This is a genomic window from Paenibacillus ehimensis NBRC 15659 (assembly GCF_004000785.1).
Taxonomy (GTDB): Bacteria; Bacillota; Bacilli; order Paenibacillales; family NBRC-103111; genus Paenibacillus_G; species Paenibacillus_G ehimensis.
In genome coordinates this window covers 16,980-34,822 of record NZ_BILX01000042.1, presented here as the reverse complement: position 1 = coordinate 34,822, position 17,843 = coordinate 16,980, and the positions used below count along the sequence as shown (strand labels likewise).

General features: G+C 57.8%; 1 protein-coding gene. It reads left to right on the top strand.

Annotated elements, in window-relative coordinates; genetic code table 11:
* The first annotated feature begins 2 nt into the window (after positions 1-2).
* Positions 3-17,837 carry a non-ribosomal peptide synthetase gene (locus PEH01S_RS21740; protein ID WP_127487977.1) on the top strand — a complete coding sequence of 5,945 codons (17,835 nt, stop codon included), beginning with the start codon at positions 3-5 and terminating at the stop codon, positions 17,835-17,837.
* The last annotated feature ends 6 nt before the right edge of the window (positions 17,838-17,843 follow it).

The window sequence follows — 17,843 nt, the reverse complement described above, 5'->3', positions numbered from 1 at the left end:
TTATGCGTAACGTATCCTTCCATGACATGCTGGAGCAGTTCACCGACATCGTAGCCGGAATGACGAAAATCAAAAAAAGCGAGCTCGATCCTCATGAACATTTGATTGAGCTTGGCATCGATTCGATGATCTATACAAAAATCCGTGCTGCGGTTGTCCGTCAATTCGGAGTCGATATTCCTTACTCGAAGCTGTACGAAGAGCTGACGGATATAAACAAAATTGCGCTTTATCTCGCGAGCGTCTCGAAGGATCGGCCGTCCGAACGGGTTCAAACTGACCGTACGCCCGAGGCTCCGGCGCTGCAGGAAATTGCCGTGACGGCCGCCGCACGGGCTCAGACCGTCCGATCGGCCGAAGAGGAAGCGGCGATGCGAAGACGCGACAGGATGAAGCAGCTCGTAGCCGACGCGATGGCGGAGCCGGAAACGGAAAACCGCGCTTTTCTATTATCCAAAGAGCAAGTAAACATATTGGGACAATGCGAGATTGCAGGGGGCGGCTCGGCTTTCAACGAAGCGCTGGCGTTTCGAATTAAAGGCAGCATCGATCTGAGCGCCCTCCAGCAAAGCTGGGATCGACTGATGGAGCGTCACGAGGCGCTCAGGACGGTTGTCGATCCGGTGAGTCGGACGCAAACGGTACGGAGCCGGATACCGGCGCAGATCGAAACGATGGACGCCTTGGGACAGGATGCCGCCGTGATGCTTGAGGCTTTCGCGGCAAAACCTTTTAAGCTGACCGAACCGCTGTTCCGGGCGGCGCTCATTCGGGAGTCGGAGGAGCAGTCGATTTTTGCTCTTGTCGTCCATCACATCATTGCCGACGGCTGGTCGATCGGGGTTCTATACCATGAGCTCTCCGAAATTTACAACAGTCACTGTACCGGACGTGAGCCGGAGCTGGAGCTTGCTTGGCCGTTCAGAAGCTATTTGCGGGTAAAAGAAGAATGGCTCCGCTCGGAGGAGCGTGACGAAGCGCGGCTATTTCCGCCCGGGACCGGCGTCCCGCAAACGGACAGCTTCGTCGATCTGTCGACGGATTTCTCCGCTAGACCCAAGCAATTCACGGGGGCGCGCTTCGAGCTGAGAGAAAGCAAGGAGACGCTGCGGCTGCTGAGAAAAGCGTCGGCGACAAGCGGCACAAGCCTGTTTCACACAGCAGCTTCGTTATTTGCCGCCTTCTTAAGCAAGGTGACGCAAAACCGGCATACGGCCTTCGGAGTCCCTTTCGCAGGGCAGCATATCGTTGGGGTCGAATCGTTGGTAGGCAATTGCGTCGAGATGATCGGTGTCGATTTGGAGGTTGAAGAGACGGATTCGTTGGAGCGGCTTGCAGGCAAAGCGAAGCATTATTTTGAAGAGCTGGAAGCGGCCCGTTACTTCGATTCTGCGCATGCGGAGCAAAGCTGCAATGTCGTCTTTAACATGGTCCGGGGCTTTGCGGGCGACGCCTTCCATGGAACGGAAACGGACTATGTGCCGGTCGGCATCGCCGAGAGCAAGTACGATTTGTTCGTCACCCTGTTTGAATTCGGAAACGAGCTAATTATAAGATTTGATTATAATACGGGGGTCATATCGGAAGATACGGCGAAGCGGTGGGCGGCGTATTTTCAGCAGCTGATGCGAATCCGGATCGCTGAAGAGACCCGGCCCGTGGCCGAAATCAATATCGTTCCCGGCGAAGAAGTGGAGCGCATTCTTGCCCGATATACGACCTTGAAGCAAGAGGATGTCGAACGAAAGCTGGGAGTCAAGGCTGCCGATTACGGCATTGCGCGGCACGAAGACGCGAGAGTGTTCGTGTTGGACCGGGAAATGCAGCTTGCGGGACTGGGGATCGTGGGCGACATTTATATCGGCCCGAGCGACATCGAAATTTACAATACGAACTTGCGCGGAAGATGGCTTGAGCGCGGAGAGCTGCAGGTGCTGGGCGAGGAAGCGAAGCTGCTTCGCATCAAAGGAAGACTCGTCAGTCTCCATGTGATCGAGGAGCGCTTAAGAAGCCACGCCCTCATTGCCGAAGCGGCATGCGAGCATGACGAAGCGCGTTCCGGGCTGATCGCGTACGTCACTGCCGTCGAACCATTGGCGGATTCAAGCGCGATCGCCGCCGGACTCAGGAAAGAGCTGCCTTCCTATATGATTCCGGACGTCTTCTTTCAGGTGGACGACATCCGTACCAGAGCGAATGCGCAGGTCGTGGCGTCCAAGGAACGGTTCACCGAAACGGAGCAGCAGGTGCACCGTCTCTGGCTGGACATCCTGCAGGTACAGTCTGCCGCAGCGGAAGACGACTTCTTCCAGCTGGGCGGAAATTCGTTGAAGGCGATGAGGCTGCTCGCGGCCCTGCAAAAGCAGTTCAACAAGAAGCTCCAGCTCAGGAGCCTGTTCGAACGGCCGACGATCAGGCATCTTTCCTCGCTGCTGGATGCCGCGACGGCGGAGGAACGGGAGGAGCGGACCATCCTGCCTGCGGAGCCGCGTGAGCATTATCCGGCGTCCTCCGCACAAAAAAGACTGTACGCTCTTCATCAGCTGGATCCGGAAAGCTTGAATTACAACGTATCCAGCGCGATTGAAATCGAAGGGCGTCTGGATGTCGCGTCGCTGGAGAAAGCGGTTCTTCAAGTAATCGCCAGACATGAAGCGCTAAGAACGTATTTTGAAGAAGCGGACGGAACGGTCGTCCAAAGGATCGTTCGCGACCTCGACCTTCCGATAGCGTACGACGAAAAGCCGGAAGGGATCGAAGCAAGCCGTTATCTGGAAGAGCAAGCCACGCAATTTATACAGCCCTTTGATTTGAATTGTCTTCCGCTGGTCAGAGTGAAATTGCTCAAGCTGGAAGAGACGAAGCATGTGCTGCTGCTGGATACGCACCACATTGTTTTTGACGGAGCGAGCGCGGTCCTGTTCGCGCAGGAGCTGCTGGCCGCCTATGACGGTCTGGAGCTGGCTCCGCCCCGCATTCAGTATAAAGACTACGTGTTATGGAACCAACGGCACCGGTCCGAGGAAGAGACCCGCCAGCAGGAGCAATTCTGGAGTGGCGTGTTCGCGGACCGTATCCCGGTTTTGCAGCTTCCGACGGATTCGGGCAGGCCGGCCCGGCAGACGTTTCACGGAAGCTACCTTTCTTTGCCGCTTGAGGATCATATCGGCCGGAACATCGACGAATGGTGCAAAGCGAATCACTTTACCCCCTATATGTTTTTTCTCGCAGCGCTTTATGTGCTGCTGTCCAAATACGCCGCACAAGACGATATCGTCATCGGAACGGCGGTCGAAGGCAGGAATCACGCGGACGCTGGCCCGCTGCTCGGAATGTTCGTCAACACCGTTCCGATGCGCAGTGTTCCGGCTCCCGCCAAGACGTTCGTTCAATTTCTCACGGATGTGAAGGACCATGCGTTAAGCGTCCTCGAGCATGCCGATTACCCGTTCGAAGAGCTGGTCAATCTGCTCCATGTTCCCCGGGATGTCAGGCGCAACCCGCTGTTTGACGTGCTGTTTACGTTTCACAACAATCAAAGCCTGACCTTTCAAGGCGAGAAGCTTCGGCTAAGCTGTCATGAGCTCAAGACGGGCAGCTCGAAGGTCGATTTATTTTTTGAAGTGCGGCATGAGGGGCGGTACCAATGCGGCATCGAGTTCAATACCGATCTGTTCAAGCCGGAAACGGTCGGGCGTATGGCCGTTCATTGGCTGAAGCTGATGGAAAATATCGTGGAGCGGCCGGGGCAGCGCCTGTGCGAGCTGGAAATGATCGGCGAGGACGAAAGGCACGAATTATTGTACGGGCTGAACGATACAAAAGCGACGTATCCTGCGGACAAAACGATTCATCAATTGTTCGAGGAGCAGGCGGAGCGTACGCCGGAGCGCATCGCCGTCGTGTATGAGGGACGTTCATTCACTTACAAGCAGCTAAACGAGCGCTCCAACCAGCTCGCCGCCTGGCTGCGGGATCAAGGGGTCCAAGCGGAAACGATCGTAGGGGTCATGGTGGACCGGTCCGTCGAGATGGTCGTAGCCATGCTGGGAACGCTGAAGGCGGGGGGCGCTTATTTGCCTATCGATATCAAGCTGCCTAAGGACAGAATCGACTACATGATCAAGGACTCGCAGCTTGGCGTATTGATTACCTCCGGCGGGTTGGCTCGAGACACCGATTTTACCGGAACCCGGATCGACATTTTGGATGAGCGCATTTATCACGGTCCGGCAGGCCCGCTCTGTTCCGTCAATCACAGCCGTCACCTGGCGTATATCATCTACACTTCCGGGACGACCGGCCAGCCCAAAGGGGTGATGGTCGAGCACAACAACGTGGTCCGGCTTCTATTCAACGATAAGATGCCGTTTGATTTTACGGAGAACGACGTCTGGACGATGTTCCATTCGAACTGCTTCGATTTTTCCGTTTGGGAAATGTACGGCGCTTTGCTGTACGGTGGCAAATTGGTTGTGGTGCCGGAGTTTGCGACCAAAGATTTCGAGAGCTTTCTGGCCCTGCTGAAAAACGAAAACGTAACGGTGCTGAATCAAACGCCGTCCGCTTTTTATAACTTGATGAATCTGGAAATGCAGGAGCGCAGCCGGCAGTTGCGCTTACGGTATGTCATCTTCGGCGGGGAAGCCTTGAAGCCGAAAATGCTAAAGGCATGGAAACAGAAATACCCGGATACGCGACTGATCAACATGTACGGCATCACCGAAACGACGGTGCACGTCACGTATAAAGAAATCGGGATGCAGGAGATCATCAGCGGGATCAGCAATATCGGCAAAGCGATCCCGACATTGTCCACGTACGTGATGGACGAGCATTTGAACATTCAACCGTTCGGCGTTCCGGGCGAGCTGTACGTGGGCGGCGACGGGGTGGCGCGGGGCTATTTAAACCGCGAAGAGCTGACGCAGCAGCGTTTTTTGCGCCATCCGCACAAGGAGCTCGAGCGGATTTACCGGTCGGGCGATTGGGTCCGGCTGCTGCCCGGCGGAGAGATGGAATATTTGGGCCGGATCGACCATCAGGTGAAAATCAGAGGCTACCGCATCGAGCTTGGGGAAATTGAAAACCGGCTGCTCAGCCATGCGCTTATCGAAGATGCCGTTGTGCTGGCGAAGGAGGACAACCAGCAGCAGCCTTATTTATGCGCTTATTTCGTAAGCCGCGCGGAAGTCGATAAAGTGGCGCTCCAAGCCTACTTAAAAGGAAGCTTGCCCGATTACATGATCCCCGCCTTCTTCATCCGGATGGATCGGTTTCCGCTGACGGGCAACGGGAAGGTGGACCGGAAAATGCTGCCGGAGCCGGACATTGGCAGCCTGCTCTCGTCCGGATATGAAGCTCCGCACAACGAGCTTCAAGCTACGTTGGCGGCGATCTGGGAAGCGGCGTTAGGCGTTCCGAGAGTTGGCATCGATGACAACTTCTTTGACCTGGGAGGGCATTCGTTAAAAGCGACTGCGGTAACGAGCGAGATTCACAAGGCGTTTCAGGTCAAAATTCCGCTCAAGGAGCTGTTTCAGCATCCGACGGTCCGCGAACTTGCCGGTTATATTGAGCGAAGCGGCGAGCACGGCTATGAGCCTATCGAGCCGTGCGGGGAGAAGGAAGCGTACGAAACGTCCTCTGCACAGAAACGGTTGTATGCTTTACAGCAGCGGGATCCCGGGAGCACTGCGTATAATATGCCAGGCATCTTCGAGCTGGGAGAAGAGGCCGACCAAGGCCGCATCGAACAGGCGCTTCAAGAGCTGGTGCGCCGGCATGGAGCGTTAAGAACCTCGTTCGAAACGGCGGATGGCGAGGTCGTTCAGAAAATCGCCCGCGACGTTTCGTTTCAATTCGAGGTTCGGCAGGGGAGCAAAGCCGATCTGGCAGGGATCGCAAGCGGCTTCATCCGGCCGTTCGAGCTGGACAAAGCTCCGCTGTTCCGCGCGGAATGGGTTAAGACCCCGGAGAACCGTTACTTGCTGGTCGATATGCACCATATCATTTCGGACGGTTTGTCCATCCGGACGTTCACCGACGAATTGGCTATGCTCTACGACGGGGCCGTATTGGAACCGCTGCGCATCCAGTATTCGGATTTTGCCGTCTGGCATAACCGTTACCTGCAATCGGAAGACGCGAAGAAGCAGGAGCAATACTGGATGAATCAATTCCGGGACGGCGTTCAGGCTCTGCAGCTGCCGTACGACTATGCCCGCCCCGCATTGCAGAGCTTCGAAGGAAATACGATCGGCTTCACGGTGAACGAACCTGCGACGAAACGGCTGCGCGAGCTCGCGAAGGAACGGGAATGCACGCTGCAGATGGTTCTGCTGTCCGCCTTCTACGTATTGTTGTCCAAGTACAGCGGACAGGACGATATCGTTGTGGGCGTACCGGTGGCCGGGCGGCCCCGTGCGGAGCTTCGATCCGTGATGGGGATGTTTGTGAATACGCTGGCGCTCAGGAGCCGCCCACGTGGAGACAAATCGTATCTTGCGTTTTTGAACGAAGTAAAGGAAAACTCGCTGAAAGCCTACGAGAATGAAAGCTATCCGCTGGAACGGCTGCTGGAAAAGCTGAATATCGTCAGGGATATCAGCCGAAATCCGCTGTTTGACGTCTTGTTTGACATGTATAGCGTGGAAGCCCCGGAAGGTGCGGGGACGACGTCGGTAGCGAACGGACTTGCGCTGGAGCTGAAAGGCATTCCCAGCCGCATTGCCAAATTCGATATCAGCTTACTTGTACTGGAAAAGAATGGAGCCTTGAAGCTGAGCTTCGAATACTGCACGAAGCTGTTTCAAGAGCAAACGATCGAAAGAATGGCTAAGCATTATATCGAAATCTTAAACGGCATATGCCGTCATGCCGAGCGGAGCATTTCGCAAATCGAGATGCTTGACCGGGAAGAGCTGCATACGCTCCTTCATCGTTTCAGCGGCACGCAAGCGAACGACCGGAAGGAAATGGTTCACGAATTGTTCGAGGAACAGGCGGCCAGAACGCCTGATCGGATCGCCGTCATCGCCGGAGAGCAGCGGCTCACTTACCGGGAATTGAATGCGGGAGCGAATCGGCTGGCGCACCGGCTGAAATCGCTCGGGGTCGGAGCGGATACGCTGGTCGGCGTCTGCTTGGGGCGCAGCCCGGAGCTGGTCACAAGCCTGCTGGCCGTGCTCAAAGCCGGCGGCGCCTATGTGCCTCTGGACCCGGCGCTGCCGAAGGAGCGGCTCGGCATGATGGCGGAGCGCGCCGGATTAAAGGCGCTGGTGACCAAGCGGGTATGGGCGGAAGGCTTGACGGCGCCAGACATGGCGCTGGTTTGTCTGGATGACGAAGCGGAGGGGCTGGACAACGAGCCGGAGCATAACCCGCACGGCGCGGCCGGCGCGCAGCATCGGATGTATGTGATCTATACGTCAGGGTCGACAGGAATGCCGAAAGGAGCGAGCGTCTATCGGTCCGGTTTCGCGAACCTGATCCAGTGGTATATCAGCGAGTTCGAAATGACGGAAGCGGATCGGGTGCTGCTCATCTCGTCGCCGAGCTTCGACCTTACGCAGAAGAACATTTTCGCTCCGCTCGTCACCGGAGGACGGCTGGTGCTGCTGCCGACGGGTCCTTACGATGCGCGCGAAGTGACGGCGCTGATCGAGCGGCACGGAATCACGCTCCTGAACGGGACGCCAAGCGCCTTTTATCCGCTGTTGGACGAAACGGCGTCCGCGGGCTACAGGCCGCTAAGTACGCTGCGGCACGTCTTCCTCGGCGGGGAGCCGATTGCGGCGGACAAGCTTGTGCTCTGGACGGCGTCGGACGCTTGCCGGGCCGAGGTGGTCAATACGTACGGTCCCACGGAGTGTACGGATGTCACGGTCTACAGCCGTCTGACGGACATGCCGTCTCTTGCAGGAAAGCCGGTGCCCATTGGCCGGCCCGTGGCAGGAACGCGCGTGTATATCCTGAACCGGGAGCTGGGCTTGGTGCCGATAGGCTTACCGGGCGAGCTGTGCATTGCCGGCGTGCAGGTTGGCGGCGGGTATATCGGCGACGCGGAGCTGACCGCGAGCAGCTTCGTGGCGAACCCGTATGCGGAGGAGCAGACGCCGGTATTGTACCGCACGGGAGATCTGGCACGATTTTTGCCCGACGGGACGATTGAATATTTGGGCCGGATCGACCATCAGGTCAAGCTGCGGGGCTACCGAATCGAGCCGGGCGAGATCGAAGCGGCGCTGCGGGAAATCGAAGGCGTGAAGGATGCATTCGTCATGGCCAGGGAAGATCAGCCGGGGAGCCCGTGGCTTGTGGCCTACGTGGTGCCGGAAAATGCAGCACTGGAAACGGCGGGCCTGTCTGCGCTATGGCGCAGCGCATTACGCCGCAGGCTGCCGGACTATATGGTGCCATCGGCCATCGTCGTCATGGAGGAGCTGCCGTTGTCGCCCAACGGCAAAATCGACCGCAAAGCGCTGCCCGCCCCGGATATCCGCGCACTGACCGCGAGCGAGTATGAGGCTCCGCACAACGATATCGAAGCGAAGCTGACCGAAATTTGCAGCGAGGTGCTGGGGGTCAGCCAGGTCGGAATCAACGCGAATTTCTTCGATCTCGGAGGGGATTCGATCAAGGCGATCCGCATTACCTCCAAATTGCAAAAGTACGGCTATACCTTGGAAATCAAAGATATTTTCGACGACGGAACGCTAAAAAGCATCGGCAGCAAAATCAAGAGCAGCGAAACCGGCATCGAGCAAGCCTCCGTTGAAGGTGAAGCGGCGTTGACTCCGATTCAACGGATGTTTTTCGAGCGGAAGCTGACGAATAAGCATCACTGGAACCAGGCGGCCATGATTTTCAGGAAGGAGCGCTTTCAAGAAGACATCGTCCGTCAGGTGTTCCGTCACATCGTGCGGCATCACGACGCATTAAGGATGGTTTACCGTCAAGAGGACGACGGCATCGTCCAGTATAACCGTGGGACGGAAGCGGATGCGGATGGGGCGCTGTTTGCGTTCAAGGTGTTTGATTATACCGGATGCGACGGCTATGAAGAAGAGATGAAGCTTCGCTGCAGCGAACTGCAAAGCGGGATGGATTTGGCGAAGGGGCCGCTGGTTCAGCTTGGCCTGTTCCGGACGGACGAAGGCGATCACCTGCTTATCGCGATTCATCATCTCGTGGTGGACGGGGTATCCTGGAGAATTTTGTTCGAAGACTTTGCATTGGGCTACCGGCAGGCGCTGAGCGGAGAGGCTGTCGAATTCCAAGCCAAAACGAACTCCTTCCGGGAGTGGGGCGCTTATTTGCAAAAGCAGCTTGAGAGCGATGAGCTTCAAGCGGAGCTTGCGTATTGGGATTCGATTGAAAAAGCCGATGTTAAGCCGCTTCCGGCAGATCGGGCGATCGGCGAGGAGTACAATAAAATCAAGTATGCGCAGGACATCGTCGTCGAATTCAGCATGGAAGAAACCGACGATTTGTTAAGAAATGTCAATATGGCCTACAACACGGACATCAACGATATTTTATTGACGGCCTTGGGGCTTGCAATACGGGAATGGACTTCGGAAGAACGCGTTCTTATCAATCTGGAGGGTCACGGCAGAGTCAAGCTGGCGGGCGATATCAACGTCAACAGGACCATAGGATGGTTTACGGCCCAGTATCCTTTGCTGCTGACGATGAAAGACGCGGCGCTATCCGATGCCGTCAAGCGGGTCAAGGAAACGCTCCGGCATGTGCCGAACAAGGGGATTGGCTACGGGATTTTCAAATACATGGACCGTAAGCGTGTATGGCCTTCGCGGGAACCGGAAATCAGCTTCAATTATTTGGGGCAGTTCGACGGCGAACTGAGCACCGATATGTTCGAATGGTCGCCTCTATCCTGCGGGGACAGCAAGAGCTTGGAAGGGGAGCGAATCAGCGAGATCGATATCAACGGAATGATTACCGGACAGCGGCTGGCCTTTACGATCTCCTACAATGCCAAGAAGTATCGCGAAAGCACGATGGCCGAAGTAGGGGCGAGCTTCAGGAAGCACCTGCTGGCGATTATCGACCATTGCAAAAGCCGGGAAACGGCCGAAACGACGCCTTCCGATTTTTCGGACCCTGCCTTGACTTTGGAAGAGCTGGAATACTTGAAGCAGAAATACGAAGCCGATAACCGTTTCCGCATTGCCGATATTTATCCGCTGACCCCGATGCAGGAGGGCATGCTGTTCCACGCGTTATTAGACCGTGAGTCCGCCGCTTACTTCGAGCAAAATACTTATATGGCCCATGGGCATCTCGACATGGAGCTGATGAGGCAAAGCTTCAACAAGCTGATTGAACGGTACGAACTTTTAAGGACAGTCATCGTTCACCGGCACTTAAATCGGCCCAGACAAGTCGTGCTGGCGGAGCGGCAGGCGAACGTGTATTTCGAAGACGTAATGCATCTGGACGAGGCGGCCCGGCAGGCCTACATCGAGCAGTTTGAACGGGCGGATCGGGCGAACTTGTTTGAATTAAGCGAGGACCTGTTGATCCGGCTGTCCGTCCTGAAGCTTGGCGACCGGCAATATAAAGTGATTTGGAGCTCGCACCATATTTTGGCCGACGGATGGAGCCTTTGGGTGCTCATGAAAGATTTCTTCGAGCTGTACGCCAAGCTGAAAAACAACGAGCCGCTGGACGCTCCGCTACCGAAACGGTATGCCGAGTACATTCACTGGCTGCAGCGCCAAAATCAATCGAAGGCCCGGGCGTATTGGGAGCGCCGTTTGGAGGAGTACGAGACGGTTGCGAAACTGCCGGAGTCCGCGAAAGCGGCCGCCGGAGAATACGTTCTGGGCCGGCTGGAGTTCCGGATCGACAAGACGCGAAGCGAGCGGCTCAGGAGGCTCGCCCAACGCACGCAGACGACGATCAATACCGTGATCCAGGCGGTATGGGGCATTCTGCTTCAGAAGGTTAACCATACTTCGGATGTCGTTTTCGGCGCTGTCGTATCCGGCCGGAATGCGGGGATCGGCGGAATTGACGAATTGGTCGGCTTATTGATCAATACGATCCCCGTGCGCGTCAGCAGCGGTCCGGACAGCCGGTTTATCGACTTGTTGAAGGAAACGCAGCGGCAATCGCTTGAATCCGCACAGTACGATTATTATCCGCTCGCGGACATTCAAGCGCTGACCGCCTTAAAGGATAAGCTCATTCATAACAAAATGACGTTCCAAAACTATTACGTGGACGAACAGTTCATCGGCTTCGATTTCGAGAAGCGATTGGGCTACAGCGTGCAGGATTTCGACGGATACGAGCAGACCAGCTTTGATTTTAACGTGAAGATCGTACCGAATGAAGAGTTGGAAGTTACATTTTCTTACAATGAGTTGCTATATGATCGGGAGAGCGTGACCGGCGTCAAGCATCACTTTGAGCATATGCTTGAAGCCGTCGCTGCGAACGAGCGCATTCCGGTCTCGCAGATCGAGATGATCACGGCGGAAGAGAAAAGCCGGATTCTGTACGACTTTAACGACACGAAGGCGGACTACATGCGGCAGGGCGATACAATGGTGGAGCTGTTCGAGGCCCAGGCGGAGAGAAGGCCGGACCATCCCGCGGTTGTGTGCGGAGACCGGCTGCTTACGTATCGGGAGCTGAACGAACAATCCAACCGGCTTGCCCGCGCGCTGCGGAGCCGGGGCGTGGGAGCGGATACTATTGTCGGGCTGCTGGCGGAGCCATCGCTGGAGATGGCGGTCGGTATTCTCGGCATTCTGAAATCGGGCGGCGCTTATCTGCCGATCGATCCGGGCCAGCCGCAGGAACGGATTGGGTATATGCTTGCCGATGCGGCCGTCCGGGTTCTTGTGACCGCCGGAGACGTCGGGCTGGAAAAAGTAGATTTCCACGGCGAAGCGGTCGATCTCTGCGACGACGTGTTGTCAGCGGGCGAAGGCGAAGGAGGCAATCCCGTCCCCGTCCATACGGGCGACAGCTTGGCCTATGTGATCTACACGTCGGGCACGACCGGCAAGGCGAAGGGGGTAATGATCACCCATTCGAGCCTGGCCAATTACTGCCGTGCGATGCTGGAGAAAGCTTCGGTTACGGATGAGGACGCAACGGCGCTGCTCTCCTCGTATGCGTTTGACCTGGGCTATACGTCGGTGTACACTGCCTTGGCCGGCGGCATCACGCTGCATCTGCTGCCGGAGGACACGTACAAGGAGCCGAACGCGCTTGTCCGGTATGTCGGGGAACACTGCACGTATTTGAAAATGACACCGTCGCTCTTCCAGCTTCTGCTGCAAGGAGAAGGCGTCGAGCGGATGATTGAAACGGGCCGCCTCCGGCTGATCATCCTCGGCGGGGAGACATTCAATGTCAAGGATATCGAACAGTTTTACCGGATGGACCGGCAGCGGCGGGTTCGCCTGATGAACCATTACGGACCGACGGAAAGCACGATCGGCTGCGTGACGGCGCCGATTCCCCGGGACGGGCTGGAGTCGTTCGCGGGCGTGATCGGCAAGCCGCTGTCCAATGTCCGGGTATATATCGTTGACCGGCAGGGTCATCTTGCGCCGGTCGGGGTGCCGGGCGAGCTGTGGGTCGCCGGTACGGGACTCGCGAGAGGCTACTTGAACCGGCCGGAATTAAGCGCGGAGAAGTTTATTGAGAATCCGTTCGAGCCCGGGGAGCGGCTATACCGGACCGGGGACCTGGCGAAGTGGCGTCCGGACGGACAGATCGAATTTATCGGCCGGACCGATAACCAGGTGAAGATCCGGGGCTTCCGGATCGAACCGGGGGAGATCGAGGCGAAGCTGCTTGGCCTTCCGGGTATCAAGGAAGCCGTCGTCATCGCCCGGGAGAACCGGCAGCACGAGAAGGTTCTGGCGGCGTATCTCGTCGGAGATGGCAGCGCCGAGCTGGCCGGCATCCGCAGCGCATTGAAGGAAAGCCTGCCGCATTACATGGTGCCGGCTCATTTTACGCTGCTGGAGCGGATGCCGCTGACGAGCAACGGCAAGATCGACCGGCGTGCGCTGCCCGAGCCGGATTTCGGCGGCGGGCCGGAGGGCGAGTACGAAGCGCCTGGAACCGAAGCGGAGGCAAAGCTGGCCGAAGTGTGGCGCGAGGTATTGGGCGTGGAGCGGGTCGGCATCCGCGACAACTTCTTCGATCTGGGCGGCCATTCGCTAAAAGCGACCGTGCTGGTCAGCAAAATCCATAAACGGCTGAACGTCGAGGTGCCGTTGAAGGAAGTGTTCCGCAGTCCGACGCTCGAAGCGATGGGCCGGTACATCGAGAACAGCGGGCAAACCCTCTACACCTCGATCGAACCGTGCGAACCGCAGCCGTTTTACGAAACGTCTTCCGCCCAAAAACGGATGTACCTGATCCAGCAGCTGGAGAAGGGTACCGTCTACAACATGCCGGCCATCTGCGAAGTTGAAGGAAATATCGATCCCGACCGCATCGAGGCGGCATTCCAAGCGCTGGTGAGAAGACACGAGTCGCTGCGCACCTCCTTCGAAAGCTTGGACGGCAGCATCGTTCAGCGAATCGAGCCGGAGCTTGTGTTTACGCTGGAGCGAAGAGCCGGGAGCGACGAAGATGCGGAAGCGGGGTTTGCGGCTTTTGTCCGCCCCTTCGACCTGGGGAAAGCCCCTTTGTTCCGGGCGGCGCTCGTTCCGAGGCGGGGCAAAACGTATTTATGGGTGGACATGCATCACATTATCAGCGACGGAGTGTCCATGCGGCTGCTGATGAGGCAGTTGATCGAGCTGTACAACGGCAAGCCGTTGGAGCCGCTCCGCATTCAATACAAGGATTTTGCGGTTTGGCAAAACAAGTTTTTGCAATCGGAGGCGATGAGGCGGCAGGAGGCTTACTGGGTGAACCGGTTCGAGGGTGAAATCCCGGTATTGAACTTGCCGTACGATGACGAACGGCCTGTCATGCAAAGCTTCGAAGGGAATGTCCTGAGCTTTGCTCTGGACGAAGCGTTGACGGAAGGGCTGCGCAAGCTGGCCCGGGAAACCGGCAGCACCTTGCATATGGTTCTGCTGTCTGCCTTCCATATTCTGCTGTCGAAGTACAGCGGACAGGACGATATCGTGATCGGAAGCCCGGTCGCCGGAAGACCCCACGCCGATCTGCAAAGCATCGTGGGGATGTTCGTCAACACGCTGGCGCTGCGGAATCGGGCTTCGGGAGAAAAGCGCTACAGCGAGTTTTTGAAGGAAGTCAAGGAAAACGCGCTCCACGCCTACGAGAATCAGAGCTACCAGTTCGAGGAGCTGCTGGATAAGGTGCGGGTGAAGCGGGATACGAGCCGCAATCCGCTGTTCGATGTGATGTTCAATATGAGCTATGCGGACGGAGAGCGGGTGGCCGCTTCGCCGGAGCTCACGCTGAAGCTTGTCCCTACCGGCAGCAGCATCTCCAAATTCGATCTGACGCTGCATGCGGTCGAGAGCGAGAAGACGATCCGGTATACGATCGAATACGGCACCAAGCTGTTCCGCGCGGAGACGATCGAACGGATCGGCCGGAATTACTCGCACATTTTAAACCGCTTGTGCCTTGATCCCGAAGCGGCGATTTCCGCGATCGAAGTCGTCACTGAGGACGAAAAACGGAAGCTGACGGTGGAATTCAACGCTACGCCAATGGAATATCCGCGGGAAAAGACGCTGCCGCAATTGTTTGAGGCGCAGGCCGAAGCGCAGCCGGACCGGATCGCAGCCGTGTTCGGAGACCGGTCCTTCACGTACCGGGAGCTGAACGCCAGGTCCAACCAGCTGGCCCGTGTGCTGCGGAGCCACGGGGTCGGGCCGGAGACGATCGTCGGCCTTATGGTCGGGCGGTCGCTGGAAATGCTCGTCGGTATTCTCGGCATCCTGAAGGCGGGCGGCGCTTACCTGCCGATCGATCCGACCCATCCGAAGGAGCGGATCGCTTACATGCTGGAAGATGCGAAGATCGGACTGTTGGCGACATCCCGCGAACTGGGCAGCGGTCTGGCGTTCAGCGGAACGGTGCTGGATATGACGGACGAGGCGCTGTACCGGGACGGCGAAACGGGCAATCCGAAGGCCGCGAATACATGCCGCGATTTGGCGTATGTGCTGTATACCTCCGGTTCCACGGGCAACCCGAAGGGCGTTATGGTAGAGCACCGGCAGGTGAACAATTTCATTCACGCCATTGTGAGCGAAACGGAGCTGCACCACTGCGCGAGCATCCTGTGCTTGACCACGATCTCCTTCGATATCTTCGGTCTGGAGACGCTGGTGCCGTTGACGCATGGTATGAAGGTCGTCATCGCTGACGAGGAAGAAGGCGGCGACGGGACGAAGCTGGCCGCCTTGATCGAGCGGCACGGGATCGGCGCGATGCAGAGCACGCCGTCGCGGCTCAAGATGCTGCTGGAGCATCCGGCGTTCGGGCGCGCCTTGGGCGGGCTGAGCAAGCTTCTGGTCGGAGGCGAGGAGCTGCCTGCGGCGCTGTGGCAGCGGCTGCGAAGCTTCGGGCAGCCAGAGGTGTACAACGTGTACGGCCCGACGGAAACGACGATCTGGTCTACGGCGAAGCGCATGCAGGGAGAAGCTGTCGGTCTGACCATCGGGAAGCCGATCGGCAACACGCAGATTTACATCGTGGACGCCCATCATCAGCTCGTTCCGATCGGCGTGCCGGGAGAATTGTGTATCGCGGGCGACGGCGTAGCCCGGGGGTACTTCAACCGGCCGGAGCTGACGACCGTGAAGTTCGTGGACAACCCGCACGCGCCCGGAACGCGGATGTACAAGACAGGCGATCTGGCCCGCTGGCTGCCGAACGGGGAAATCGAATTTTTGGGCCGGATCGACAATCAAGTCAAGATCCGGGGGTACCGCATCGAGCTGGGCGAGATCGAGAACCGGCTGATCCGCCACGAGTCGGTCAAGGAAGCGGTGGTGACGGCCCGGGCCGGCGAACAGCAGCAAAGCTATCTGTGCGCGTACGTCGTCGCTCGGGAAGGCGGCGAAATCGATAAAGCGAAGCTCAAGCAGCACTTGAAGGAGTGCCTGCCGGAGTACATGATCCCGTCCTATTTCGTCAGACTGGACAGCATTCCGCTGACGAGCAACGGCAAGGTCGACCGAAAAGCGCTGCCTGCGCCAGACCGGAGCGGACTGCTCGTCAGCGACTACGAAGCGCCGCAGAGCGGCATTCAGGAAGCGCTGGCGGACATCTGGCGCGGCGTGCTGGGCGTCGGGAAGATCGGTATCCACGACAACTTTTTCGACTTGGGCGGTCACTCGCTGAAGGCGACGATCGTGATAAGCGAGATCCACAAGCAGCTGCAGATCGAAGTACCGCTCCGCGAGCTGTTCCGGTATCCGACGATCCAAGAGCTTAGCGCTTATATCGAAGGCAGCGAGGCCCGGGCGTACGAGGCGATCGAGCCGTGCGGGGAGCAGGCTTGGTACGAGGCGTCGTCGGCCCAGAAACGGATGTACGCGGTGCAGCAGCTCGACAAGCGGAGCACGGCGTACAACATGCCCGGCGTGTTCGAGCTGGAGGGCGAAGCGGACGCGGCGCGGATCGAGACGGCGCTGAAGCGGCTCGTGCACAGACACGAGGCGCTGCGTACCTCGTTCCTGACGGTGGACGGGGACATTGTGCAGAGAATCGAGCGCGAGCCTGCGTTCACGATGGCGGTTAGACAAGGCGGGCAGACGGATATTCAGACGGTTGCCGCAGAGTTCGTGCGCGCGTTCGAGCTGGAGAGCGCGCCGCTGTTCCGGGCGGAGCTGGCCGAAAGCGCAGGGAAAACGTACCTGCTGATCGACATGCACCATATTGTTTCGGACGGCGTGTCGATGAGCATTTTGGTCAAGGAGTTTGTCCGGCTGTACAACGGGGAAAGCCTGGAGCCGCTGCGGATTCAGTACAAGGATTTTGCGGCCTGGCACAACAAACGGCTCCGCTCGGGTGAGCTGGAGCGGCAGGAAGCGTATTGGACGGGTCAATTCGAGGACGGGGCGCCACTGCTGACGCTCCCGTACGATTACGAAAGACCGGCGGTGCAGAGCTTCGAGGGCGGGAAGCTGCACTTCGCGCTCGGAGAGGAAGCGACGCTGGGGCTGCGGGCGATAGCCAGGGAGCATGAAGCGACGATGCCGATGGTGCTGCTGTCGGTCTTCACGATTCTGCTGTCGAAGTACAGCGGGCAGGAGGACATCGTCGTCGGTATGCCTGCCGCCGGACGGCCGTATGCGGACCTGCAGCCGATGGTGGGGATGTTCGCGAACACACTGGCGCTGCGGAACCGGCCGGAGGGCGGAAAGACGTACGGCGCATTCCTGCAGGAGGTCAAGGACGGCTTGCTCCGCGCCCACGATCATCAGAGCTACCCGCTGGAGGAATGGATCGGGAAGGCGAATATCCGAAGAGAGCCGGGAAGAAACCCGTTGTTCGATGTCATGTTCAACATGTCCGGCCTGGAAGAAACGGCGGCCATTGCCTTAGACGGGCTTACGCTAAAGCCAATCGGGATCGAGAGCCGAATTTCAAAGTTCGATCTGACGTTGCAAGCGGCGGAAACCGCGTCCGGGATCCGGCTAACGCTGGAATATGCTTCTGCGCTGTTCAAGCGGGAGACGATGGAACGGACTGCCGAGCATTTCCGGTTAATCGTGACGGAGATCGTACGAAATCCGGAAATAACGCTTAAGCATATCAGCTTGTTCAATCAAGCCGAGGAAGCCAAGCTATCGGCTATCGAGGACGAGCTCAACCAATTGCGAAACACCGCGTTTCAGTTTTAATCTTGC

Excerpts from the sequence above, each read along its gene's own strand:
- PEH01S_RS21740 (WP_127487977.1), top strand. The coding sequence starts at position 3 with ATGCGTAACGTATCCTTCCATGACATGCTGGAGCAGTTCACCGACATC.